Origin of the sequence: Aquincola tertiaricarbonis (assembly GCF_000969605.1) — a bacterium.
Lineage (GTDB): Bacteria > Pseudomonadota > Gammaproteobacteria > Burkholderiales > Burkholderiaceae_C > Aquincola > Aquincola tertiaricarbonis.
The window spans coordinates 217,414-240,813 of sequence record NZ_JZUE01000001.1 but is presented as its reverse complement, the minus strand read 5'-3'; the positions used below and the strand labels follow the sequence as shown (position 1 = coordinate 240,813).

At 71.4% G+C, this 23,400-nt stretch carries 24 protein-coding genes; 13 read left to right on the top strand and 11 right to left on the bottom strand.

Translation table 11 applies throughout. The annotated features are described in order from the left end of the window. Positions 1 to 49 precede the first annotated feature (49 nt). Both VO99_RS30040 and VO99_RS01170 read left to right on the top strand, forming a co-directional pair. Positions 50 to 217: an ATP-binding cassette domain-containing protein gene (locus VO99_RS30040; protein WP_157039396.1), complete on the top strand. Its 168-nt coding sequence runs from the start codon at positions 50 to 52 to the stop codon at positions 215 to 217. Further along, positions 214 to 1,071 (top strand): ChaN family lipoprotein, encoded by an 858-nt coding sequence (locus VO99_RS01170; RefSeq protein ID WP_046110951.1) that lies wholly within the window; start codon positions 214 to 216, stop codon positions 1,069 to 1,071. The genes VO99_RS30040 and VO99_RS01170 overlap by 4 nt, the downstream gene beginning before the upstream one ends. Positions 1,072 to 1,080: 9 nt before the next feature. Here the strand turns inward: VO99_RS01170 and VO99_RS01165 are convergent, their stop codons facing one another. From VO99_RS01165 to VO99_RS01150, 4 genes are all read right to left on the bottom strand, one after another. Next, positions 1,081 to 4,338 (bottom strand): response regulator, encoded by a 3,258-nt coding sequence (locus tag VO99_RS01165; protein WP_198156830.1) that lies wholly within the window; start codon positions 4,336 to 4,338, stop codon positions 1,081 to 1,083. Between the two features lie 202 nt (positions 4,339 to 4,540). Further along, positions 4,541 to 5,917: a class II fumarate hydratase gene (locus VO99_RS01160; RefSeq protein WP_046110950.1), complete on the bottom strand. Its 1,377-nt coding sequence runs from the start codon at positions 5,915 to 5,917 to the stop codon at positions 4,541 to 4,543. Positions 5,918 to 5,985: 68 nt separating this feature from the next. Beyond that, positions 5,986 to 7,107 carry a VanZ family protein gene (locus tag VO99_RS01155; protein WP_046110949.1) on the bottom strand — a complete coding sequence of 374 codons (1,122 nt, stop codon included), beginning with the start codon at positions 7,105 to 7,107 and terminating at the stop codon, positions 5,986 to 5,988. Positions 7,108 to 7,111: 4 nt separating this feature from the next. Next, on the bottom strand, positions 7,112 to 7,540 hold the full coding sequence (locus VO99_RS01150) for a CopD family protein (RefSeq protein WP_046110948.1): 429 nt from the start codon (positions 7,538 to 7,540) through the stop codon (positions 7,112 to 7,114). 370 nt (positions 7,541 to 7,910) lie between these two features. Between VO99_RS01150 and hemB the strand changes: the two genes are divergently transcribed. Continuing rightward, positions 7,911 to 8,930, top strand: a complete 1,020-nt coding sequence (gene hemB / locus VO99_RS01145; protein WP_375136374.1) for a porphobilinogen synthase — start codon at positions 7,911 to 7,913, stop codon at positions 8,928 to 8,930. Positions 8,931 to 8,957: 27 nt separating this feature from the next. Here hemB and ybeY read toward each other — a convergent pair whose 3' ends face one another. Further along, positions 8,958 to 9,401 carry an rRNA maturation RNase YbeY gene (gene ybeY / locus VO99_RS01140; RefSeq protein ID WP_046111209.1) on the bottom strand — a complete coding sequence of 148 codons (444 nt, stop codon included), beginning with the start codon at positions 9,399 to 9,401 and terminating at the stop codon, positions 8,958 to 8,960. Positions 9,402 to 9,403: 2 nt separating this feature from the next. Further along, the gene (locus VO99_RS01135) at positions 9,404 to 10,423 is read right to left on the bottom strand and encodes a PhoH family protein (RefSeq protein WP_046110947.1); all 1,020 of its coding nucleotides are present in this window, start codon (positions 10,421 to 10,423) and stop codon (positions 9,404 to 9,406) included. A 94-nt stretch (positions 10,424 to 10,517) separates the two neighbouring features. Here VO99_RS01135 and VO99_RS01130 point away from each other — a divergent pair, with 94 nt between their 5' ends. The 3 genes from VO99_RS01130 (at position 10,518) to ruvA (ending at position 13,806) form a co-directional block, all read left to right on the top strand. Beyond that, positions 10,518 to 12,425 carry a sensor histidine kinase gene (locus VO99_RS01130; RefSeq protein WP_046110946.1) on the top strand — a complete coding sequence of 636 codons (1,908 nt, stop codon included), beginning with the start codon at positions 10,518 to 10,520 and terminating at the stop codon, positions 12,423 to 12,425. Between the two features lie 45 nt (positions 12,426 to 12,470). Beyond that, positions 12,471 to 13,121 carry a response regulator transcription factor EmbR gene (gene embR, locus VO99_RS01125; protein ID WP_046110945.1) on the top strand — a complete coding sequence of 217 codons (651 nt, stop codon included), beginning with the start codon at positions 12,471 to 12,473 and terminating at the stop codon, positions 13,119 to 13,121. Between the two features lie 112 nt (positions 13,122 to 13,233). After that, positions 13,234 to 13,806 carry a Holliday junction branch migration protein RuvA gene (gene ruvA, locus VO99_RS01120; protein WP_046110944.1) on the top strand — a complete coding sequence of 191 codons (573 nt, stop codon included), beginning with the start codon at positions 13,234 to 13,236 and terminating at the stop codon, positions 13,804 to 13,806. Here the strand turns inward: ruvA and VO99_RS01115 are convergent. Then, complete coding sequence (locus VO99_RS01115) at positions 13,778 to 14,689, bottom strand: LysR family transcriptional regulator (RefSeq protein WP_046110943.1); 912 nt, start codon at positions 14,687 to 14,689, stop codon at positions 13,778 to 13,780. The two genes, ruvA and VO99_RS01115, sit on opposite strands and share 29 nt — an antisense overlap. A gap of 66 nt (positions 14,690 to 14,755) precedes the next feature. Here VO99_RS01115 and VO99_RS01110 point away from each other — a divergent pair, with 66 nt between their 5' ends. Beyond that, a complete protein-coding gene (locus VO99_RS01110) occupies positions 14,756 to 15,202 on the top strand; it encodes a PACE efflux transporter (RefSeq protein ID WP_046111208.1) in 447 nt (148 codons plus the stop codon). A 15-nt stretch (positions 15,203 to 15,217) separates the two neighbouring features. On the opposite strand, the gene VO99_RS01105 is transcribed toward VO99_RS01110, so the two are convergent. The 4 genes from VO99_RS01105 to VO99_RS01090 form a co-directional block, all read right to left on the bottom strand. Further along, complete coding sequence (locus VO99_RS01105; RefSeq protein ID WP_046110942.1) at positions 15,218 to 15,694, bottom strand: copper chaperone PCu(A)C; 477 nt, start codon at positions 15,692 to 15,694, stop codon at positions 15,218 to 15,220. A gap of 37 nt (positions 15,695 to 15,731) precedes the next feature. Continuing rightward, complete coding sequence (locus tag VO99_RS01100; RefSeq protein WP_052736016.1) at positions 15,732 to 16,259, bottom strand: YcnI family copper-binding membrane protein; 528 nt, start codon at positions 16,257 to 16,259, stop codon at positions 15,732 to 15,734. 10 nt (positions 16,260 to 16,269) lie between these two features. Then, a complete protein-coding gene (locus VO99_RS01095) occupies positions 16,270 to 18,525 on the bottom strand; it encodes a TonB-dependent receptor (protein ID WP_232315227.1) in 2,256 nt (751 codons plus the stop codon). 115 nt (positions 18,526 to 18,640) lie between these two features. Continuing rightward, a complete protein-coding gene (locus VO99_RS01090; protein ID WP_052736015.1) occupies positions 18,641 to 19,021 on the bottom strand; it encodes a DUF2946 domain-containing protein in 381 nt (126 codons plus the stop codon). A 42-nt stretch (positions 19,022 to 19,063) separates the two neighbouring features. Between VO99_RS01090 and ruvB the strand changes: the two genes are divergently transcribed. The 6 genes from ruvB (at position 19,064) to VO99_RS01060 (ending at position 23,393) form a co-directional block, all read left to right on the top strand. Then, positions 19,064 to 20,134 (top strand): Holliday junction branch migration DNA helicase RuvB, encoded by a 1,071-nt coding sequence (gene ruvB, locus VO99_RS01085; RefSeq protein WP_046110941.1) that lies wholly within the window; start codon positions 19,064 to 19,066, stop codon positions 20,132 to 20,134. Between the two features lie 216 nt (positions 20,135 to 20,350). Continuing rightward, complete coding sequence (locus VO99_RS01080; RefSeq protein WP_046110940.1) at positions 20,351 to 20,773, top strand: type IV pilin protein; 423 nt, start codon at positions 20,351 to 20,353, stop codon at positions 20,771 to 20,773. Further along, positions 20,761 to 21,267 (top strand): GspH/FimT family pseudopilin, encoded by a 507-nt coding sequence (locus VO99_RS01075; RefSeq protein WP_046110939.1) that lies wholly within the window; start codon positions 20,761 to 20,763, stop codon positions 21,265 to 21,267. The genes VO99_RS01080 and VO99_RS01075 overlap by 13 nt, the downstream gene beginning before the upstream one ends. Next, positions 21,237 to 21,722, top strand: coding sequence for a type IV pilus modification PilV family protein (locus VO99_RS28540; RefSeq protein WP_157039395.1), 486 nt, complete (start codon positions 21,237 to 21,239; stop codon positions 21,720 to 21,722). The genes VO99_RS01075 and VO99_RS28540 overlap by 31 nt, the downstream gene beginning before the upstream one ends. After that, entirely contained in the window at positions 21,700 to 22,806 is a 1,107-nt protein-coding gene (locus VO99_RS01065; RefSeq protein ID WP_046110938.1) for a PilW family protein, read from the top strand. Before VO99_RS28540 ends, VO99_RS01065 begins: the two co-directional genes overlap by 23 nt. Next, positions 22,803 to 23,393, top strand: a complete 591-nt coding sequence (locus VO99_RS01060; protein ID WP_046110937.1) for a PilX N-terminal domain-containing pilus assembly protein — start codon at positions 22,803 to 22,805, stop codon at positions 23,391 to 23,393. Before VO99_RS01065 ends, VO99_RS01060 begins: the two co-directional genes overlap by 4 nt. Positions 23,394 to 23,400: the final 7 nt, after the last annotated feature.

Sequence of the window (23,400 nt, the reverse complement as noted above, 5' to 3'; positions counted from 1 at the left end):
GCGCACCGAGCGACTGCGCCGCGGCCCTCCAGGCCGGAGGCCCGGTGCCGTGCTGCTGGACAAGCCCACCGCCCCGCTGAAGCTGCAGCACCCGCATGCGATGCTTGCGCAGGTGCGCCGTTGCGCGATGGAGTCCGGCATGGGAGTGATCATCGTTCTGCACGACTTGAACTCGGCGCGGCGTCATGCCGGCGACGTGCCGGTGCTACTGGCATGACCGCCGGCCGCCGACGCATGCTGCAGGCGCTGGCCGGCCTGCCCGCGGCACTGCTGGCCGGCTGCACCACCGGCCCCGACCGCACGGACACCGGCAGCGACCTCGACCGCCTGCAAGCCGCGCTGCGGGCGCAGCCGCTGGTGCTGCTGGGCGAGGTGCACGACCACCCGGCGCAGCATGCGCTGCGCGCCCGTGCGCTGCAGCGGCTGCTGGCCGAAGGCGCCCGCCCGGCGCTGTTGATGGAGCAGTTCGACCGCGAGCAGCAGCCCGCCATCGACCGCCTGCTGGCCACCCCCGGCGCCGATGCCGACGCGCTGATCGCCGCCGCCTGGCCGCAGGGCAACGCCGGCTGGCAGTGGCCGCTGTACCGGCCCTTCATCACGCTGGCGCTGCAACACCGGCTGCGGCTGGTGGCGGCCAACGTGTCGCGCGCCGACACCCGCCGCGTGATCTCGGGTGGCCTGGCGGCGGCCGGCTTCGATGCCGCGGTGCCGGCCGACATCGCCGACGCGCAGGCCGCCGCCATCGTGGCCAGCCACTGCGGCCAGGTGGACGAGCCGCTGGCCCGCAAGATGATGCTGGCCCAGGTGGCACGCGACCAGTTCATGGCGCGCCAGCTGGTGGCCCATGCGGACGGTGGTGCGCTGCTGCTGGCCGGCAATGGCCATGTGCGGCGCGACATCGGCGTGCCGCGATGGCTGCCCGCGGCCTGGCAGCCGCGCAGCCTCGTCATCGGCCTGCTGGAGCCCGGCGAGGCACCGGCGCAGGCCTTCGACCTGGTGCTGCGCACCGCGGCCGTCGAGCGCCCCGACCCCTGCGCCGGCATGCCGGCCATGCGCCCGGCCGGCCGCTGAGCGGCCGCGCTACGGCACGGCGGCCACCCGCTCCAGCTCGTCCATCACCGGCGACAGCTGCTGCATCACCGCGGCCAGCGCGGCATGCGGATCGGCATCACCGCCGATGGCGTCCTCCAGCCGGCGTGCCGCCTGCGACAGCGCCCGCATGCCCAGCGAGCCGGACACGCTGTGCAGGTCGTGCGCCAGCCGCCGCGCATGCGCGCGGTCGGCGTCCAGCGCCTGCACCAGCTGCTGCGCAAAGCCGCGCTGCGATTCGCGGAAGCGCACCAGCAGCCGGCGGTACAGCTGCTCGTTGCCACCCGCGGCGCTGCGGCCGGCCGCCACGTCGATGCCGGCCAGCGTACGCAGCGGATCGGGCGCGCCGCCCACCACCGGCACCGTCTGCACCGGCAGCGGCGCAGCGCCGGGCAGCATCCAGCGCTTGAGCACCTCGAACATGCGGCCCACCTCCACCGGCTTGGCGATGTGGTCGTTCATGCCGGCGGCGAAGGCGCGGTCGCGGTCGCTGGTCATCGCGTTGGCCGTCATCGCGATCACCGGCAGCGCTTCCCAGCAGGGCTGCGCACGGATGGCGCGGGTGGCCTCGTAGCCGTCCATCACCGGCATCTGGCAGTCCATCAGCACCGCGTCGAAGCGCTGGCGGCCCAGGCGTTCCAGCGCCTCCTGCCCGTTGTCGGCCACCGTCACGCGGATGCCGGCCGCCGTGAGCAGCTCCACCGCCAGCTCCTGGTTGATGAGGTTGTCCTCCACCAGCAGCACGCTGCGGCCGGCGAGCACGCGGGCGTCCGCAGGCACGCCGTGCTCGGCCTGGCGGTCGGCCGGCCGCGCCTGGGTGGCATGGCCCAGCACCGCCAGGCAGGCGCGCCGCAGCGCGGCCGGCGTCACCGGCTTGACCAGCACCTCGCGCCGCGCCTGGCCCTCGGCTTCCAGCCGCTGCCGCAGCTCATCGGCATTCAGCGCCGTGGCCAGCAGCACCACCGGCATCGCCGGGCCGATCTGGCGTGCGCACTGCAGGCCGTCCAGGCCGGGCATCTTCCAGTCCAGCACCGCCAGCTCGAAGGGCGTGCCCGCCTGCGCGGCCAGGGTCATGCGGCGCAGCACGTCCCAGCCGTCGCGCGGGGTCTCGGGCTCCAGGCCCAGGCCGGCGGCCATCTCGGCCAGCAGGCCCTGCACGCCAGGGTGGTCGTCCAGCACCAGCGTGCGGCGGCCGGCCAGCTCGGGCGGCGCCGGGGCGGGCTGCCCGTCCTGCAGGCCGAAGCGCGCGGTGAAGCGGAATTCGCTGCCCCGCCCCGGCTGCGAGGTGACGGTGAGATGGCCGCCCATCTGCCGCACCAGGTGGCTGGAGATGGCCAGGCCCAGGCCGGTGCCGCCATGCCGGCGCGAGGTGGAGCTGTCCACCTGCTCGAAGGGGCGGAACAGCCGCTCGCACTGCGAGGCTTCCATGCCCACGCCGGTGTCGCGCACCGCGAAGCCCAGCTCCAGGTCGCTGCCGAAGGACACCACCGACACGCTCACCACGATCTCGCCACGCTCGGTGAACTTCACCGCATTGCTGCCCAAGTTCACCAGCACCTGGCCCAGCCGCAACGCGTCGCCCACCAGCGCGGTGGGCACCTCGGGCGGCATGCGGAACATCAGCTCCAGGCCTTTTTCCTCTGCCTGCAGGCCCACCACGGCCGCCAGGCTGTCCAGCACCTCCTCCAGGTCGAAGGGCGCGCTTTCCATGCCGAGCTTGCCGGCCTCGATCTTCGAGAAGTCCAGGATGTCATTGATGATGCCCAGCAGCGACTTGGCCGCCCGCTCCACCTTCTGCACGTAGTTGCGCTGCCGGGCGTCCAGCCCACTGGCCAGCGCCAGCCGCGCCATGCCCAGGATGGCATTCATCGGCGTGCGGATCTCGTGGCTCATGTTGGCCAGGAAGGTGCTCTTGGCATGGGCCGCGTCGCGGGCCACCTGCTGGGCCTCGGCCAGCTCGGTGATGTCGCGCCAGGCGCCGGTGAACACGGTGGAGCCGTCGGCCTGGCGGCTGGCGGTGGTCAGCGACTCCACCCAGCGCACCCGGCCGCCGGTGCGCACCCGGAACTGGAAGCTGCCGCCGAGGCCATCGCGCATCACCTCGTCCACCCGCGCGCGCGACCAGGCCAGGTCGTCCTCGTGCACGCAGCGCCAGCGCAGCTCGGGATCGCGCATCAGCTCCTCGGCGGTGCAGCCCAGCAGCTCGCGCACGCCGCGGCCGACGAAGGTGTAGTAGTTGCGCTGCGGGCCCGACACCCGCTGGAAGACCACCACCGGCAGCGCATTGGCCATGTCGTCCAGCTGCTGGCGCGCGGCCTGCGCGGCGTGCTCGGCCTCGCGGCGCTGCCGCACCTCGCGGCGCAGGCGCTGGTTCCAGATGAACAGCAGCACGCCGGCGCCGGCCAGGCTCAGCAGGTAGGGCCAGATGGTGCGCAGCAGGTCGCGCGCATTCACCTCCGGCGGCGAGGCCACCCAGCGCGAGCGGATGGCCTGGTGCTCGTCGGCGCTGACATCCGCCAGCGCCCGGTTCACCAGGCCCAGCAGCTCGGGCTGGCCGGGCGAGACGGCGAAGGTCAGCGCCTCCGGCGGCATGTCGATCTCGCCGCGGATGGCCAGGTGCGACACGTCCAGCTGCGACAGCAGGTAGCGGATGACCACGCCGCTGCCGATGCAGGCGTCGGCCTGGCCGGCAAACACGGCGCGCACCGCGGCCTCGGGGCTCTCCACGTCGAGGAAGCGCACCCCGGGCACGCGCTGCTCCAGCATCTCGCGCTGGGCATAGCCGCGCGGCGCGGCCACCAGCCGGCCGGGCAGGTCCTCGGCGCCGCGGATGTCGTGGTCGCGCTCGCGCACCACCAGGTAGTGGCGGCCGCGCAGGTAGCTGTCGGACAGGTGCATGCCCAGCTGGCGCGCGGGCGTGGCCACCACGCTCGGCACGAGGTCGATCTCGTCGCGCGCCAGCGCGGCCAGCACCTCCGGCCAGCTGGTGAAGCCCACCAGCTCCACCTGCAGGCCCAGCCGGCTGGCCACGCGCTGCAGGTATTCGGCGCTGATGCCGCGGTAGCCGGCGGGGCCGCCGAACAGCTCGATCGGCGGGTAGTCGACCATGTCGGTACCCACCCGCAGCACCTGCTTGCGCTGCAGGAGCGCCTGCTCCTGCGGGCTGAGCATCAGGTTGCCGTCCGGCGTGGAAGCCGCGCCATTGGCATGGGCCTGCGCCCCTGCGGGCGCCAGCAGCAGTCCGCCCATCGCCAGGCAGGCAGCCAGCGCAGCGACGACGGCGAGCGCGGGGAGCGCCGCAAGAGGCCAAATGGTGGACGGCAGCAGCGGGCGGCGGAACCAGGGCACGGGCATGCGATCTCTTCCGCCCGCCTGCGCGGCGGGCCGGGGCGATTGTGCCCAATTGCAAGCGGGCGGCCGTCCGGAACAGCCCGCTGCCGCGGGCCCGGCGCTACACCCCGCCTTCGGTCAGCCGGGTGGGGTCCAGCAGCTCGGCCAGGCGCTCGCGCGGCAGGTCGGTGCGCTCCAGCGCCACGTCGAGGATGGGCCGGCCGTCGCGGTAGGCCTCCTTGGCGATCTCGGCGGCCCGGGCGTAGCCGATCACCGGGTTCAGCGCCGTCACCAGGATGGGATTGCGGTCCAGCGCCTCCTTCAGCCGCGCCTCGTTCACCCGGAAGCCGGCGATGGCACGGTCGGCCAGCAGCCGGCTGGCGCTGGCCAGCAGGCCGATGCTTTCCAGCAGGTTGCGCGCCACCAGCGGCAGCATCACGTTCAGCTCGAAGTTGCCCGACTGGCCGGCCAGCATGATGGCGGTGTCGTTGCCGATGACCTGCGCAGCCACCATCGCCACCGATTCCGGGATCACCGGGTTCACCTTGCCCGGCATGATCGAAGAGCCCGGCTGCAGGGCTTCGAGCTCGATCTCGCCCAGGCCGGCCAGCGGGCCGGAGTTCATCCAGCGCAGGTCGTTGGCGATCTTGGTCAGCGCCACCGCCAGCGTCTTCAGCGCGCCGGACATCGCCACCGCCGCGTCCTGCGAGCCCATGGCCGCGAAGAAGCTGGGCGCGCGGGTGAAGCGCAGGCCGGTCAGCTCGGCCAGCTCCGCATGGAAGGCCGCGACGAATTGCGGATGGGCATTGACGCCGGTGCCCACTGCGGTGCCACCCTGCGCCAGCTTCAGCAGCGACTGCTGCGCATGCGCCACCTGCTGCGCCGCATGGCTCACCTGCTCGGCCCAGCCGTCCAGCACCTGGCTCATGCGCACCGGCATCGCGTCCATCAGGTGGGTGCGGCCGGTCTTCACGCTGCCGTGCAGCGATTCGCCCTTGCGGCGGGTGACGCTGGCCAGGTGCTGCAGCGCGGGCAGCAGCTCGCGCTCCACCGACAGCGCCGCCGCCACATGCAGCGCGGTGGGGATGGTGTCGTTGCTGCTCTGGCCGGCGTTCACGTGGTCGTTCGGGTTCACCGGCTGGCCCAGCGCGCGCGTGGCCAGCGTGGCCACCACCTCGTTGGCGTTCATGTTGCTGCTGGTGCCCGAGCCGGTCTGGAACACGTCGATTGGGAACTGCTGCATGAAGTCGCCCTCGGCGGCACGGGTGCAGGCGGCGTCGATGGCCTGGCCCAGGTCGGCCGGCAGCTGGCCGATCTTCACGTTGGCGCGCGCCGCGGCGGCCTTGACGGTAAGCAGCGCCCGCACGAAGCCCGGTGGCATGCGCAGCCCGCTCACCGGGAAGTTCTGCACCGCGCGCTGGGTCTGCGCGCCGTAGAGGGCCTCGGCCGGAACGGCCACCTCGCCCATGCTGTCGCGTTCGATGCGGGTGTCGGTCATGTGTTGTCCTCCTGCGTTCTGGGCCGGCCAGTGTCGGCCAGTGCCCAACGCCTGCACCGTCGGTGGGGCTATGCCGGGTCGGCCTCGCGGGCGGTCAGCCGCGACAGCAGCCACAGCATCGCCAGGTAGGGCCACAGCCAGCCGATCCAGCGCGCCAGCCCATGGAAGCGGATGAAGCGCCCCTGCTCCCAGGCCTGCAGGCTGGCTGCGAAGTAGGGATCGGACGGTGCCTGCGCCACCAGCGCCACCAGCGCGGTAAGCGCCATCAGCCCGAGCGCCGCAGCCAGCCGGCGGCCGGCCAGGGAGCACAGCAACGCCAGGCCCAGGCCCCAGCCCAGCGCCGCTAGGCTGGTGGGCGTGAGCCAGGTGAGTGCATGGTCAGGCCCGAAGTTCAGCGTGGTGGACAGCGTGGTGGCGCTGAAGGCCAGCGCAGTGGCGCCCAGCGCCAGCACCACCCGCCGCCACCCGCGCGCGGTGATGGCATAGGCCACCAGGCATGGCCCCAGCAAGCCCAGCGCGATGGCACTGCCTTCGTGCAGCGGCGACAGCGGCGCCTGTGCCGCGGACGTGGTCTCCAGCCAGTCGGCGGCCTCCGGCTCCCAGGGCGTGTCGGCCAGCGCGGCCAGCGCGAACTGGCGCAGCTCGTCCCCCACCTGGCCCACGCCCAGCGGCAGCGGCTGCGGAAACAGCAGGCCCACCGGCCACAGCAGCAGCAGCGCGATGGCACCGGCGCTTTGCTGCACGAACCAGCGCTGGCGGGTGCGCTGCCAGCGCCGGTCCAGCCCCAGCCGCTGGCCCAGTGCGCCCAGCGCCACGCCGATGGCGCCGCCGCCGGCATTCAGCACCCAGTCGCGCAGCGAGGGCACGCGGCTGGCCAGGAAGTTCTGCGTCAGCTCCATGCCGAAGGACAGGCCCGCCGGCAGCATCAGGCCCAGCAGCGCGGCCAGCCAGGCGCGGGCGCCGCTGCGCACCGCGGCGCCGTACACCAGCAGGCCCAGCGGCAGGTAGCCCAGCAGGTTGGCCACCTCGTCGAAGCGGTCCCGCCAGCGCGGCCAGGGCAGCTGCATCAGGTCGGTCAGTTCCACGCCGGGCGGCCAGCGCCAGGGACCGAACGGGTACAGGCTGGCGTAGCCGATCAGCAGTGCATAGGCCCATGCCAGCGGCACGGCCGAACTGCGCTGGCCGGGCATGGCGTCAGAACGGCTTGACGATGACCAGCACCACGATGGCGATGAACAGGATCACCGCGCTTTCGTTGAATACGCGGAACCAGCGCTCGGAGTGCTTGTTGGCGAACGCCTCGAACTTGCCCAGCAGCAGGCCGCACGCGTGGTGGTAGCCCAGCACCAGCAGCACCAGCGCCAGCTTGGCATGCAGCCAGCCGCCCTGGATGCCGTACCCCAGCCACAACCACAGGCCCAGCACCAGCGCCGGCACGGCCAGCACCGTCATGAAGCGGTAGAGCCGGCGCGCCATCACCAGCAGGCGCTCGCGCTCGGCATGGCTGTCGGCGCTCACCTGGGCCAGGTTGACAAAGATGCGCGGCAGGTAGAACAGGCCGGCGAACCAGCTGGCCACGAACACGAGATGGAAGGCCTTGATCCAGAGGTATGCGGAACTCATCGGGCCATTATGGACAGCACCGCCCGCAGGGCCGCCCCAAGGGCGGGGACGCCCCTCGGGGGCCGCAAGCGCAGCGACCTGGGGGCACCGTGCACCGCCCGCAGGGCCGCCCCAAGGGCGGGGACGCAGCCGGGGGCCGCAAGCGCAGCGAGCTGGGGGCTCTACAAAAAGAAGCGCCCCGGACCGGCCGGGGCTGCAAAACCCTGCTGAACTGGTCAACAAGGCACCTGCTCAGGGAGGAAAAGCAGGGAATGACAACCTTGCGGCTACCATTCATCCGTGATTTTAGCCTCTTAAACAGCTTTTGTTACAGCCTGAGTACAAGGGCAAACCAGCAGCCCCGGCCGCCGCGGCTGCAGAAAGAACTGCCGTGAGCGCCTTCCATCTGCCGCCCCTGCCGCCCTACCCCGCCAGCCGCCCGCGCCGGCTGCGCCGCGATGCCTTCACCCGCGCGATGGTGCGCGAGCACCAGCTGACGACGTCGGACCTGATCCTGCCGGTGTTCGTGCTGGACGGGCAGAACCAGGTGCAGGACGTGGCCAGCATGCCCGGCGTGCAGCGGCTGTCGCTCGACAAGCTGTATCCGCTGGCCGAGGAATGCGTGAAGCTGGGCGTGCCGGTGATGGCGCTGTTCCCGGTGATCGACGTCGGCCTGAAGACGCCCGACGGCCGCGAGGCCACCAACCCCGACGGCCTGGTGCCGCGGGTGGTGCGGGCGCTGAAGGACCGCTTCCCCGAGCTGGGCCTGCTGACCGACGTGGCGCTGGACCCCTTCACCACGCACGGCCAGGACGGTCTGCTCGACGACACCGGCTACATCCTGAACGACGAGACACTGGCGGTGCTGACGCAGCAGGCGCTGGTGCAGGCGCAGGCGGGCGTGGACATCGTGGCGCCCAGCGACATGATGGACGGCCGTATCGGCGCCATCCGCAGCACGCTGGAGGAACAGCGGCTGATCCACACGCGGATCATGGCCTACAGCGCCAAGTACGCCAGCGCCTTCTACGGCCCCTTCCGCGACGCGGTGGGCAGCAAGGCCAACCTGGGCAAGAGCAACAAGCAGGTCTACCAGATGGACCCCGGCAACAGCGACGAGGCCCTGCGCGAGGTGGCGCTGGACATCGCCGAGGGCGCCGACATGGTGATGGTGAAGCCCGGCATGCCGTACCTGGACATCGTGCGCCGGGTGAAGGACCAGTTCCGCGTGCCCACCTTCGCCTACCAGGTCAGCGGCGAATACGCGATGCTGAAGGCCGCCGCGCAGAACGGCTGGCTGGACGGCGAGGCCGCGATGATGGAAGCGCTGCTCGCCTTCAAGCGCGCGGGTGCCGACGGCGTGCTGACCTACTTCGCGCTGGAAGCGGCGCGGCTGCTGAAGCAGCGCTGAAGCCGCATCGGTCCGGCCTGGGCCGCATCACCCCACGGGGTAGGGGTCGTGCAGCCCCAGCCCCTTCAGGATCTCGCGCTCGCGCGATTCCATGGCCTCGGCCTCGTCGTCTTGCTCGTGGTCGTGGCCCTGCGCATGCAGGGCGCCGTGCACCAGCAGGTGGGCATAGTGGTCGGCCACCGGCAGGCCCATCTCCTGCGCCTCGCGTTCCACCACCGGCGCGCACAGCACCAGGTCGGCCACCACCACCGGCTCATGCTGGTAGTCGAACGTGAGCACGTTGGTGGCGTAGTCGCGCTGGCGGTACTCGCGGTTCAGCGCCTGGCCTTCCTCGGCATCGACGATGCGCACGGTGATCTCGGCCGGCCCGTCGAGCGCGGCCTTCAGCCAGCGCATCACGCGGCGGCGCGGCAGGTGGGCGCGGTGGCGCGCGTCGGGCTGCTGCAGCGACAGGCTCAGTTCGTCCGCCACGCTCACACCCCGCCGCGCACGCCTTCGGCCTCGTAGGCCTCCACGATGCGCGCCACCAGCGGATGGCGCACCACGTCGGCCGCGGTGAAGCGCGTGATGGCGATGCCCTTGACCCGGCGCAGCACCCGCTCGGCCTCGATCAGGCCGCTGAGCGTGCCCTTGGGCAGGTCGATCTGGCTCACGTCCCCCGTCACCACCGCCTTGGCGCCGAAGCCGATGCGGGTGAGGAACATCTTCATCTGCTCGCTGGTGGTGTTCTGCGCCTCGTCCAGGATGACGAAGGCATGGTTGAGCGTGCGGCCGCGCATGAAGGCCAGCGGCGCGATCTCGATCGTGCCCTTCTCGAAGGCCTTGGTCACGCGGTCGAAGCCCATCAGGTCATAGAGCGCGTCGTACAGCGGGCGCAGGTAGGGGTCCACCTTCTGTGTCAAGTCGCCGGGCAGGAAGCCCAGGCGCTCGCCCGCCTCCACCGCCGGGCGGGTGAGCACGATGCGCTGCACCTGGCTGCGCTCCAGGGCATCCACCGCGCAGGCCACCGCCAGGAAGGTCTTGCCCGTGCCGGCCGGGCCGATGCCGAAGGTGATGTCGTGGTCGAGGATGTTGCGCAGGTACACCTGCTGGTTGGGCGTGCGGCCCTGCAGGTCGGCACGGCGCGTCTGCAGCACCACCTCGCCCGCACCGGGCACGGGCTCGCCGGCCTCGCCATCGGCGCCGCTGCCATTGGCCGCGGCACGCGAGCTGCGCTTCTTCGCCGCGGGCGCGGCTTCCTGCGCCGCCTGGGCCAGCGCCAGCTGGAAGTTCTCCGGCGGAATGGGCCGGCGCGCCCGGTCGTACAGGTTCTGCAGCAGCAGCACCGCCCGCTCGGCCGGCGCCCTGGCGCCCTCCACCCGGAACGACTCGTTGCGGCGGGCGATGCGCACGTCGAACGCGGCCTCGATGGCGCGCAGGTGCTCGTCCAGGTTGCCGCACAGGTTGGCCAGCCGTTGGTTGTCGGGCGGAATGAAGGCGTGGCGAAGGATCAAGAGGGGGGACCTGCTGTTTCGAGAATGTCTTCACATTGTCGCGCCGCTTGCGGTACCCGGGACCGGGGGATGGCTCCTGCACAATCCGCGCTCCATGCCCCAAGCCCCTTCCTTCGCGCTGAAGTACCTGGCGGGCCTGCGGCTCGTGCTGCTGGCCTGGCTGGCCGGCGGCCTGCTCGCCGCCGCCGCGGCGCCCACCGCACCAGCGGCGGCCGGCGGGCTGGACACGGTCATCCTCAAGCAGGCGCTGACGGCCGAATCCGATTCGCTGGTGTTTCCGGTCAGCGTGCCCAGCTGGCCGGTGACCTTGCCCGACGACTGGGCCGAGACCCGCCCCGGCCACCTGGGGCCGGTGTGGTACCGCACCGCCTTCGACGCGCCCGGCCTGCGCGACAGCGGCGCGCTGCTGGGCCTGATGATCGAGCGGGTGTGCTCCAACGCGGAGGTGTACCTCAACGGGCAGCTGCTGCACGTGGCCGGCCGCATGCGAGAGCCCATCACCCACAACTGCCAGCATCCGCAGCTGGTGGCGCTGCCGGCCACGCTGCTGCGCGACCGCGACAACCTGCTGGACATCAAGGTGGCCGGCCATCCGCTGGAGCGGGTGGCTTCCTGGCAACGCGCGGGCGGGCTCTCGGCGCTGCAGGTCGGCCCCTACGACCGCATCGCGCAGTTGCATGCCACCGAATACGCCATCGACGTCTCGCTGCCGCAGGCGGTGAGCGCCACCCTGGCCCTGCTGGGCGGCATGCTCCTGCTGCTGGGCGTGGTGAATGCGCGGGAGCGCCACCTGGCGTATTTCGGCGCGCTGTCGCTGGGCTGGGCGGCGGTGACGGCCCGGCTCTGGTGGCGCAACGTGCCGCTGCCCAACTACGACGCCGAGCTGCTGGTGGTGAGCTGCATGCCGCTGGTGACGCTGGCTGCCGTGCAGTTCGTGCTGCGCTACTCCGGCACGCGCTCGCGCAGCGTCACCGCCGCGCTGTATGCGCAGTGCGCGGTGGTGCCGGCCACGCTGCTGATCGGCGGTGCCAACCGGCTGCACACGCTGGCCACGCTCTGGTATGCGCTGCTGCTGCTGGAAGTGGCGGCCGCGGTGGGCTGGCTGCTGTGGAACGCCTGGCACACGCGCCGCCAGCGCATGCTGGCCGCCGGCATCGCGCTGGTGGGCGCGGCGGTGCTGGCCGCGCTGGAGATAGCGCAGCAGCGCGGCCCGCTGCCCACCGTGTGGCAGCTCATCTCGCACATGGCGATTCCCATCGTGTTCGTGGCCACCGGCCTGCGGCTCACCTCCCAGCACGGCCGCGCGCTGCAGGTGGCCGAGGAAGGCCGCGAGACGCTGGCGCAGAAGGTGAAGGAGGCCACCGCCGAGATCGAACGCAACTTCGCCCAGCTGGCCGAGCTGCGGGTGGAGCAGGTGACCGAGCGCGAGCGCAAGCGCATCGCCGCCGACCTGCACGACGACCTGGGCGCCAAGCTGCTGACCATCGTGCACACCAGCGACAACGAGCGCATCTCCACCCTGGCGCGCGAGGCGCTGGAGGAAATGCGGCTGTCGGTGCGCGGCCTCACCGGCAAGGCGGTACGCCTGATCGACGCACTGGGCGACTGGCGGGCCGAGGTGGTCTCGCGCCTGGGCCAGGCCGGCATGGAGGGCGAATGGAGCTCGCCCACCGACGACATTCCGCAGATGCTGTCGGCCCGCGCCTATGTGCAGACGACCCGCATCCTGCGCGAGGCGGTGAGCAACATCATCAAGCACAGCGGCGCCAGCCAGTGCAAGGTGCGCTGCACCATCGCCGAGGGCGACTTCCAGTTCGTCATCCAGGACAACGGCAAGGGCATACCGTTGGAGCTGGATGGCCGGCTGGACCGAGGACACGGCATGTCGAGCATGAAACACCGCGCGAAACAACTGCAGGGCCAATGCCTGGTGGAATCCGGGCCGGGCTATGGCACGGTGATCCGCCTGACGCTGCCGCTGGAGCCGCACAGCTCAAGTTAGCCGGCTGCGCGTTCGATAACTTTTCATTTCATTCAAGGCCCCGCCATGAAGACGATCCTGCTGCTCGAAGACCTGCCGGAGATCCGCGCCTGGCTCAAGGCCCTGGTGATGCAGGTTTTTCCCACCGCGCAGATCTCCGAGAGCGCGCGGGTGCACGACGCCATCGCGCTGGTGCAGGCGGTGCAGTTCGACCTGGCGCTGATCGACCTCGGCCTGCCCGACGGCTCCGGCCGCGACGTGGTGGAGAAGCTGCGCGAGCTGCAGCCCGAGGCGCAGTCGGTGGTGGTGACCATCCACGACGACGACGAGCACCTGTTCCCCGCGCTGCAGGCCGGCGCCTACGGCTACATCCTGAAGGAGCAGCCGCGCGAGTTGATCACCGAGCAGCTGCAGCGCATCAGCCAGGGCGAGCCGCCGCTGTCGCCGTCGATCGCGCGGCGCGTCATCTCGCACTTCGCGCAGCAGGCCAAGCCGCAGGCCGACCTGATGCCGCATGTGTCGCTCACAGAGCGCGAGACCGAGGTGCTGCTGCGCGTGGCCAAGGGCTTCACGCTGCCGGAGATCGGTGTGCAGCTGAACCTGTCGCGCCACACGATCGCCGACTACGTGAAGCAGATCTACCGCAAGCTGAACGTGAGCTCGCGCGCCGAAGCCGCACTCGAGGCCCAGCGCCTGGGCCTCTTCCGCAGATCGTGATGTCAGCCCCCGCATGCCGGGTACGGCAGGCCGCCCCCCCGTGGGGGCCTCGCCCGGCTTCGGGCGGCCGTGCGCCGGGCTCGTGCCCCGACATGGCCGGGATAATCCGGCCATGATCGGAAGACTCACCGGCGTCATCGCCGAAAAAACGCCGCCGCAGGTGCTGGTGGACGTGCACGGCGTCGGCTATGAGGTGGACGTGCCGATGAGCACGTTCTTCAACCTGCCCGGGCTGGGCGAGAAGGTGAGCCTGCTCACCCACTTCGTCGTGCGCGAGGACGCGCAGATCCTGTTCGGCTTCCTCACCGCCGAGGAGCGCACCAGCTTCCGCCAACTGGTGAAGATCACCGGCGTGGGGCCGCGCATGGCGTTGTCCGTGCTGTCGGGCCTGTCGGTCAATGAACTGGCGCAGGCCGTGAGCCAGCAGCAGGCGGGCCGGCTGGTGAAGGTGCCGGGCATCGGCAAGAAGACGGCCGAGCGACTGCTGCTGGAGCTCAAGGGCAAGCTGGGCCCCGACCTCTCGCTGCCCGCGGCCGCGCCGCAGAACGATGCGCAGGTCGACATCCAGCAGGCGCTGGTGGCCCTGGGCTACAACGAGCGCGAGGCCGCCGCCGCGCTGAAGAAGCTGCCAGCCGAGGTGGGCGTGAGCGAAGGCATCAAGCTGGCGCTGAAGTCGCTGTCCTAGGCGCGCGCATCCGCTCCACGAAGCGGCGCGCGGCCGGGCCCATCGGCCGCTCCTTCGACCACACCAGGTCCACCCACAGCGTGTTGCCGTTCGACAGGTTCTCGAACGACATCTCCACCAGCCGCCCCGCCGTCACGTGCGGCTGCACCAGGCTGCGCGGCAGCCAGCCGAAGCCCACGCCCGACAGGATGAGGCTGAGCGCGGCCAACGCATTGTCGGTGCGCCAGCGGTGGCGCGCGAACTCGAAGCGGCTGTCGCCCTGGCCCGGGTCGCGGCCGCTGACCACGATCTGCCGGGTGTCGATCAGGTGGTGCTCGCACAGCTTCTCGCCCGGTGCCATGGCCTTGAGCACCGGATGGCCGGGCGCCATCACCAGCACCATGGTCTCGGCGTCGATCTCCTCGAAGCCCTCGCGGCCGTCCAGGCTGGGCCGCTCGAACACCAGCGCCAGCTGCGCGCGGCCGCTGTGCAGCATCGCCAGCGCGTCGGCCTGCGGCGCCGCCAGCACTTCCACTTCCAGCAGCGGATAGTCCTGCGCCAGGCCCTGCAGCGCGCGACTCCACGGCGCGGTGAGCAGCTCCGGCGCGATGGCCAGCGTGAGCCGGGTCTCCAAGCCCTGCGACAGCGCCAGCGCATGCGCCTGCAACTGCCGCGTCTGCGCCGCCAGCGCGCGGGCCTGCGGCGCGAGCGAGCGGGCGGCCTCGGTCGGCCGCGGCTCGCGTCCGCTGCGGTCGAACAGCACCAGGCCCAGCTCCGCCTCCAGGTTGGCCATGGCCATGCTCACCGCCGACGGCACGCGGCCGAGCGAGCGGGCGGCCGCGGAGAAGGAGCCATGGTCCAGCACCGCCAGGAAGACGGGCACGTTGTCGGCGTTGAAAGCCATGATCTATCAGCCAAGCTGAAGGAAGTTGACTTTAAGTGTCAGCGGTTCACACGTAAAGTGCCGCGCATGCAAGGAATCAAACGCCGGATCGTGTTCATCACACTGTATGAACTCATCGCCATCGCCATCGTCACCGGCGCGGTGGCCCTCATCTTCGAGCAAGGCCTGGGCCACTCCGGCGCACTGGCGGTCATCAGCTCCGCCATCGCGGTGGTGTGGAACCTCACCTTCACCCACCTGTTCGAGATGTGGGAGGCCCGGCAGGCCGTGAAGGGCCGCAGCCTGAAGCGCCGGGTGGCCCATGCCATCGGCTTCGAAGGCGGCCTGGTGGCGCTGCTGGTGCCCGCCTTCGCCTGGTGGCTGGACATCAGCCTGTGGGAGGCCCTGGTGGCCGACCTGGGCTTCGTGCTGTTCTTCCTGGTCTACACCTTCGTTTTCAACTGGGGCTTCGACCGGGTCTTCGGCCTGCCGGCTTCGGCGGCACCGGCGCCGCAGGCCGCCACGCAGGGCTGACGGGCCTGGCGGCTGTCAGTGCTTGTGCACGCCACCCGCCGGGGTGGCCGCACCGCCCGGCGCCTGGGTGCGCACCTGCACCTCCACCTGCAGCTCACCCGCCTTCTCGAACTTCAACGTCAGCGGGAAGCGGTCGCCGTTCTTCAGCGGCGACTTCAGCTCCATCAGCATCAGGTGCAGGCCGCCGGGCTGCAGCGCCACCGGCTGGCCCGCGGGCAGCTCGATGGCCTCCACCTCGCGCATGCGCATCACGTCGCCTTCCATCTTCATGCTGTGCAGCTCCACCCGGCCGGCCACCGGCGTGCTGCCGCCCAGCAGGCGGTCGGCGGCGGGGCTGTCGATGCGCAGGAAGCCGCCGCCGGCCTTCTGGCCCTGCACGGTGGGCCGGGCCCAGGCGTCCTGCACCTTCGGCACCTTCGGCACCTGGGCCCAGGCGGTGGCGGTGGTGGCCACGAGCAGGGCGGCAGCGGCGAGTCGGGTCTTGAGGTTCATGAGGTGTTCTCCTGAGGATTGGCGGGGTGTGATCGGTTCAGTGCTGGTGGCCGCTACCGTCGCCGGGTAGCACCTCCAGCACCGGGGCGGGTGAGCGCGGCGGCTTGTCGCCGGGCACGGCGATGTCGAACCACTCGTGCCGGCCTTCGCTGCCGCACTGCTGCAGCACCTTGATCGGCAGCGGGCCGGGCTGGCTGGGCAGCTGGGCGACGAACGAGAACTCGTCGGCCCAGGCGTCGGGCAGCGGGCCGCCCTCCCAGGTGATCTCGCGCACGCCTTCGGTGATGCGCTTGCCGTGGCTGTCGTAGGGCTGGGCCAGCGGCACCTTGGGTGCCTGCAAGGTCCAGCCGGCCTTGGGCATCGGCCGCGCGCCGCGCATCGCCTCGGGCACGAACACCCGCACCAGCGTGGTGGCGCGGCCATCGCAGCCGTGGCCGATGCGCAGCGTGGCCTTGTAGGTGCTGCCGGCCAGCGCGGCGGGCTGGTCCAGCACCACATGGGCGTGGGCGGCGGTGGTGCTCAGCAGGGCGGCGGCGGCCAGCAGCAGGGTGGTCTTCATCGTCATGGGGCGGCTTTCAAAGGTCGAACTTCAGCTCGGCGCTGTAGGTGCGTTGCGGATAGGGATGGAAATTCCAGTACTCGGCGTTGTTCAGGTTGTCGATGCCGATGGCCGCCGACCACTGCTTGCTGATCGCATAGCGCAGCCGCAGGTCGGTGGTGAAGTAGCGCGAGAAGCCCTGGTAGGCCATGCCGTGGCCGTCGCTGTTGTCCAGCGTGCCGTACTGGGTGCTGCCGTAGCGCGCGCCCAGGCTGGTGGACCAGCGCTCGCCTGGCCGCCAGGTGGCCAGCAGGCTGCCGCGCCAGCGTGGCACCCGCGGCTGCAGCTTGCCCACGCTGGCGGCGAAGCCGTCGTTGCGCAGGATGCGAGAGTCGGCGAAGGTCAGGCTGGCCAGCAGGTCGAAACCCTTGGCCAGAACGTCGGTGCCCTCGAACACGGCTTCGACGCCGCGGGTGCGGATGCGGCCGACGTTCTGCGTGCTGCTGACCAGCGGCTGCGTGCCGGCGATGGCCTGCGAATACAGCGCATCGCGCGTGCTTTCATGGAACACCGAGGCGCGCACCCGGTGCAGGCCCAGGCTCCAGGTGGAGGCCAGCTCGGTGGTCCAGGAGCGCTCGGGTTTCAGGTCGGGGTTGTTGACGGCCGGTGTGTCGGCTGGCGTGCCCTGGAACAGCTCGCCCACGGTCGGAAAGCGCACCGCGCGGCCGGTGGCCAGCCGGAGCGACCAGTCGGCCGAAGGCTGCCAGCCCAGCGCCAGCTTGGGCGAGGTGGCGTCTTCGCTGCGCTCGTCGAAGTGCACCGGCGCGCCGCTGCCCACGGTCTTCTCGCCGCCCCAGGCCCGCCAGTGCTCGAAGCGGGCGCCGACCAAGGCCTTCCACTGCGGCGCGATCGTCCATGCGTCCTGCAGGTAGGCACTGCGCAGCCGGGTGTTGCCGGCAAAGCCGCTGGACGGAGTGGTGGCGCCGCCGTCGATCCAGTCCTCGGTGTTGTCGATCGCCTGGCGCCAGCGGTGCTGCGCCTGCTGCAGCCCGAATTCCCACTGGTGCGCGCCGCCCGGCCGCCAGATGGCATCGAGCGACAGCGTGTCCCAGCCGGTGCCTTGCAGGTCGGTAAGGCGGCCGGCACCACCCGCATCGGCCGCGGGCTTGGCGACGGTGGGCGCGCGCTGCCGGTCCTGCTGGTAGGCATACCCGCTGGCGGCCAGCCGCCAGTCGAAGGCGCCGCCGGTGCGCTGCTGCAGCGTCAGGCCCTGCATCAGGTGCTGCAGGCGGTCGCGGCTCTGGTTGAAGTCGCTGGCGGCCAGCGTGTAGCTGCGGCCATCGATGGCCACGGTGCCGGCGTACACCGGGTTGCCCGCGGCGTCGCGCAGGTCACTCTGCGACTGGCCCACCGCCTGGTTGCGCCACAGCCCGGCCACGTAGGTGGCCCGGAGGCCGGGCGCGACGTCGTAGGCCAGCTTGAGCTTGGCCTGGTCCTGCTGGGTGCGGTATTGCGTGGCGCTGCCCAGAAGCCACCAGGGCTGGCCGCTCTTGTCGCGGCCGGCCACCGCGCCGGTCACCGGCATGGCGGTGGCGGTGCTGCCGCCCTGCAAGAGCAGCCGGGTCGGGAAGGTGAGCGGCTGGCCTTCGCTGTCCATCCGGCTGGCCGACAGCCACCACGACCAGGCGCCGCTGCGGCTGCCCACCGAGGCACTGGTCTGCCAGCCGGTGTAGGTCTCGTGCGTGCCGTACAGGTCGAAGGGCTGGCTGAAGAAGCCGACCTTGGCATGCGCCTCGAACTCCTTCGGCATGCGGGTGACGTAGTCGACCACCGCGCCCACCGAGTTGCCCGGATAGGCAGCCGAGAACGGGCCGTAGAGCACGTCCACCCGTTCGATCTCCTCCGGCTGCACCAGGCCCCAGCGCGGCGTGAACTGCGCGCCGTTGCCCAGGTAGTTGGACAGCAGGATGCCGTCGGCGAACACCATCGAGCGCGCGCTGTTGCCGGTGCCCGAGGCGCGGCTGGACAACACCGCATGGTTGTAGTCGCCGATGTAGCGCTTGCGCACCAGCAGGCTAGGCAGGTACTTCAGCGCATCCTCGCTGTCGGTGGCGTTGATCTTCTCGGCGATCTCGGCCGCGGTGATGCCCTCGATGGTGGTGGGCAGGTGGGTGGGCAGCGAGCTGGGACGGCCGCCCACCACTTCCACGATGGCGGCCTCCGCCGCCTGGCCCCAGGCGGGGCACGACAAGGCCAGCGCACCCAGCGCGGCCCTTTGCATCTTCTTCTTCACGAAAGCGGACTCCTGAACGCATGCCAGGCGCCGCGGCAAGGCGCACGCGGGCTGGCGCAAACGCGGGCCGGCAGCGCGCACTCAGGCGCGGCGGCGGCTCACGGGCGGTGCGGGTTCAGGCGAAGGAAGGTGGGCCGCGCGACAGCGCATGCCGCCACGCATGCAGCGTGTGCGGCGCCTGCAGGAACAGGCGCGGCAGCTCGTGCGCGCGCTCGTCCGGCAGGAAGACGGCCACCGGCGGCGCCGGCGGCAGGGCATGGCCGAGCTGCGACAGCGCGCAGAACGGGCAATGCGCCATCAGGTGGTCGGCCGCCTCGGAAGGGCTGCCCGGCGCGGCCTTGAAGCCGCTGGCCGAGCAGATCTGCGTCCACGGCTGCGGGCCCTGCACTGCGGCCACCGCCTGCGACACCGTGGGCACCAGCGACAGCCACAGCATCGCGGCAAGCGCGAGCCAGGCCGAGCGGCGCAGCAGGTGGAGGCGGAAGGCGGTGATCACGGGGCCGCGATGTTAGATCAAGGCCGCTGGGGATAATGGGCCATGAGCATCCAGACCGACGACTTCGGCGCCGCCGCCCTGCCCTCGCGCCGCGTGGTGAGCGCCGCGCCGTCGTCGCCGAACGAGGAGGCGATCGAGCGGGCGCTGCGGCCCAAGGGCCTGGCCGAATACGTGGGCCAGGCCAAGGCCCGCGAGCAGCTGGAGATCTTCATCGGCGCGGCCAAGAAGCGCTCGGAGGCGCTGGACCATGTGCTGCTGTTCGGCCCGCCCGGCCTGGGCAAGACCACGCTCAGCCACATCATCGCGGCCGAGCTCGGCGTGAACCTGCGCCAGACCTCCGGCCCGGTGCTGGAAAAGCCCAAGGACCTGGCGGCCATCCTCACCAACCTCGAGAAGAACGACGTCCTGTTCATCGACGAGATCCACCGCCTGTCGCCGGTGGTGGAGGAAATCCTGTATCCCGCGCTGGAGGACTACCAGATCGACATCATGATCGGCGAGGGCCCGGCCGCCCGCTCGATCAAGCTCGACCTGCAGCCCTTCACGCTGGTGGGCGCCACCACCCGCGCCGGCATGCTCACCAACCCGCTGCGCGACCGCTTCGGCATCGTGGCGCGGCTGGAGTTCTACACGCCGGAGGAGCTCGCGCGCATCGTGCACCGCTCGGCCGGGCTGCTGAATGCGCCGATCGACGCGGCCGGCGCCGCCGAGATCGCCCGCCGCTCGCGCGGCACGCCGCGCATCGCCAACCGGCTGCTGCGCCGGGTGCGCGACTATGCCGACGTGAAGGGCAGCGGCCGCATCGACAAGCCCATCGCCGACCTGGCGCTGGCCATGCTGGACGTCGACCCGCACGGCCTGGACGTGATGGACCGCAAGCTGCTGGAAGCCGTGGTGCACCGCTTCGACGGCGGCCCGGTGGGCCTGGACAACGTGGCCGCGGCCATCGGCGAGGAAAGCGGCACGATCGAGGACGTGATCGAGCCCTACCTCATCCAGCAGGGCTACCTGCAGCGCACGCCGCGCGGGCGCATCGCCACGCTGGCCGCCTACCGCCACCTGGGCGTGGCCCCGCCGGCCAACGGCGGCGCCGACCTGTTCAGCGGCACCTGAGCGCCGGCTGAGAACAGCGGGCGCCCGGCCCGCCTGTTCCATCGACTGCGGACCGCCGCCTCGCGCGAGGATGGCGGCGTGCCGCTCGTCGGCCGTCCGCTGCCGTTGATCCGCGCTGCCCGACCGCCCGCTCAAGTTGCGGCAGGGCGCACCGAAACCTGGATCGAACGCGGCGAGAGCCGCACCGGCGTCCACGCCCACTCCAGGAACTTCCGCATGCCTTCGCACCGCCAGCACGGCTTCACCCTGATCGAACTGATGGTGGCCGTGGCCATCGTGGCCATCCTGTCGGCCGTGGCCTTGCCCGCCTACAACAGCTACGTGATGCGCTCGCGCGTGCCGCCGGCGCTGGATGCGCTGTCCGCCCTGCAGGTGCGGCTGGAGCAGCGCTTCCAGGACACCGGCAGCTACGCCGGTGCGCCGGGCGTCTGCGGGGCGACGAATCCGACGATCGCCAACTTCACCGTCACCTGCGCACTGAACGGCACCAACGGCTTCACCGCCACCGCCACCGGCACCGGCCCGATGGCTGGCTACACCTACACCGTCAACCAGGCCGGCACGCGCGCCACCACCGCCCACCCCAAGGGCGCCAACACCACCTGCTGGACCACCAAGGGCACCACATGCGACAGCTGACTCACTGCAGCGCAGCCCAGCGCGGGCTGACGCTGGTCGAGTTGATGGTCACCGTGGCCATCAGCGGCATCCTGATGATGGCCGGCCTGCCCTTCCTGGGCGACTACCTGAACAACTCGCGCCTGCGCGAAGCGGGCAACACCGCTCTCAGCAGCGCGCTGTATGCGCAGAGCGAAGCCATCAAGCGCAACGGCCGCGTGCGGCTGGTGATCGACGGCAGCGCCGTGCAGGTGATCGACCGCGTGGGCCTGGCCGCCGCGGCCGAAGGCACCGTGCTGCGCACGACGATCCTGCCCGACGGCATACGGCTGGCCAGCGTCACCATGGTGGACTTCGGCAGCGAAGGCCGCACCTGGCCCACTGGCACCAGGCAGACCTTCAACTTCGGCAAGAGCGGCCTCACCTGCTCGGCGGACGTCCGCTGCCCGGGCCTGGTGGTCGAGGCCGGCGGCTCGGTGCGGTTATGCGCAGACCAGACCAACTGCGGCAACTGAGCCCGCGGCGCCGGCAGGCGCGCGGCTTCGGCATGCTGGAGGCGCTCATCGCCATGGTGGTGCTGGTGTTCGGCCTGCTCGGCATGTCGCGCTTCCAGGCCAAGGTGGTGAAGGCCGGCACCGACGGGCAGGTGCGGCTGCAGGCCCTGGCCATGGCCGACCAGCTGGCCAACCTGGCGCAGATCGACACCGCCGCCAATGCCCCCTGCTACACGCTGCCCGCCGTGGGCGCCTGCGGCAGCCCGACCGGCCGGCAGTCCGCCACCAACTGGCGCACCCGCGCGCTGGCCACGTTGCCGGGCGCGCCCACGGCCACGTCGGTCTACGACGCGAACACCGGCCGGCTGACCATCCGCCTGACCTGGACCGGCAAGCTGCAGCAGGAGCTGGGTGAGGCCGATTCCGTTTCCCCTGCCGTGGAGGTGGTGACCGATGTTCGCCCGACGCCGCTCTGATCGCCGCGCCGCCCAGCGCGGCCTGTCCATCGTCGAGCTGATGATCGGCATCGTCATCTCGCTGCTGGTCGGCCTGGCCGCCAGCAGCAGCGCGATGGTGTTCGGCGCCATGCAGCGCCAGGGCCTGAATGCCGGCAGCGCCGTGGTCAGCAGTGCCACCACGCTGGCCTCGCTGAAGGAGGACGCGGCCCAGGCCGGCCTCGGCTTCTTCGGCAACGGCACCTACATGTGCAACGGCCTGAACCTGCGCGTGGGCACCACGGTGCTGGACCAGGCGGTGTTCTCGCCGGTGTCCATCACCCGCGCCAACGGCAACGACCAGTTCGACTTCCTGTACGCCACTGCCGTGGCCGGCGGCGCCAACGTGGCGCTGCAGACGGCCTCCAACCTCGGCGCGGCCGAGCTGCAGAGCTACCTGCCGGCGGCCGTGAACGATGCGGTGCTGCTGGCCCCGAAGGAGCCCGGCGCGCCCTGCACCGTGCGCACCGTCACCGCCGTGGCCAATTCCACGGCCACCACGCCGCAGCGGCTGACCTTCGGTGCCGACGCCACCCACAACCAGGGTCCCGCCATCACCAATCCCGCGCTGTATCCGATCGGCTCGCGGGCATCGTTGCTGGGCGGCGTGCAATGGCACCGGTACCGCGTGGTCAACGGCAACCTGCAGCTCGAGCTGCCGATGCGGACCGGCGACGACGCCACCGCCGTGCTGGTGCGCAACGTGGTGGCCCTGCGGGTGCGCATCGGCATCGTGGGCACCACACTCACCGACAAGGCGATCACCGACTGGGTGGCGCCCACCGCCGCCGCCCCCGGCGGGGGCACCTGGGGCCAGCCGCGAGCGACGGACCTGGCGCGCGTGCGTGCGCTGCGCGTGACGCTGGTCACCCGCAGCCCGCAACCGGAGATGCCCAAGGGCAGCGGTGGCTGCGAGGCCACCACGACCAACTCGCTTCGGCTGTTCGAAGACGACGCGGACACGTTCACGCCGGCCAACGTCGGCACCACCTCCTGGCAGTGCTATCGCTACCGCAGCAGCGACCTGGTGATCCCGCTGCGCAACTACATCGTGGGGCTGCCATGAGGCGCGCACCTTCCGCCGGCCACCGGCCGCGGCGCCAGCAGGGCGTCACGCTGATCGTGGTGCTGGTGCTGCTGCTGGTGATGCTGCTGGGCGGCCTGTCGATGGCGCGGATGAGCGAGGTGGGCACGCTGGTGGCGGGCAACATCTCCTTCAAGGAACGCGCGGTGCAGGCTTCCGAGGTGGGCATCAACACCGCCTTCCAGCGGGTGGCGGCCCTGGCCAATACCGATGCCGACATCGGCACCTGGTATGCGGCGCAGCTGCGTGCCACCGACGCCGACGGCGTGCCGCTGGACATCGACTGGGCCGCCGCGCCCGAGGTGCGCGTGGGGGCCAACAACGAGTTCAGCGTGCGCTACTTCGTGGACCGCCAGTGCAGCACCACCGCCATCACCGAACCACAGCGCCAATGCCTGCTGCGGCAGGCCGACGCACCGCAAAGCGCTGCTGCCTCCAAACAGGAGGACACCGGCTACGACCCGCCGGCCGGCCGCCAATTCCGCATCACCACCCGCGTGACCTTCCTGGGCCGCGATGGCCGGGACGACGTGGCCACCTTCGTGCAAGCGCTGGTCACCAAGAAGTGAGACTTCC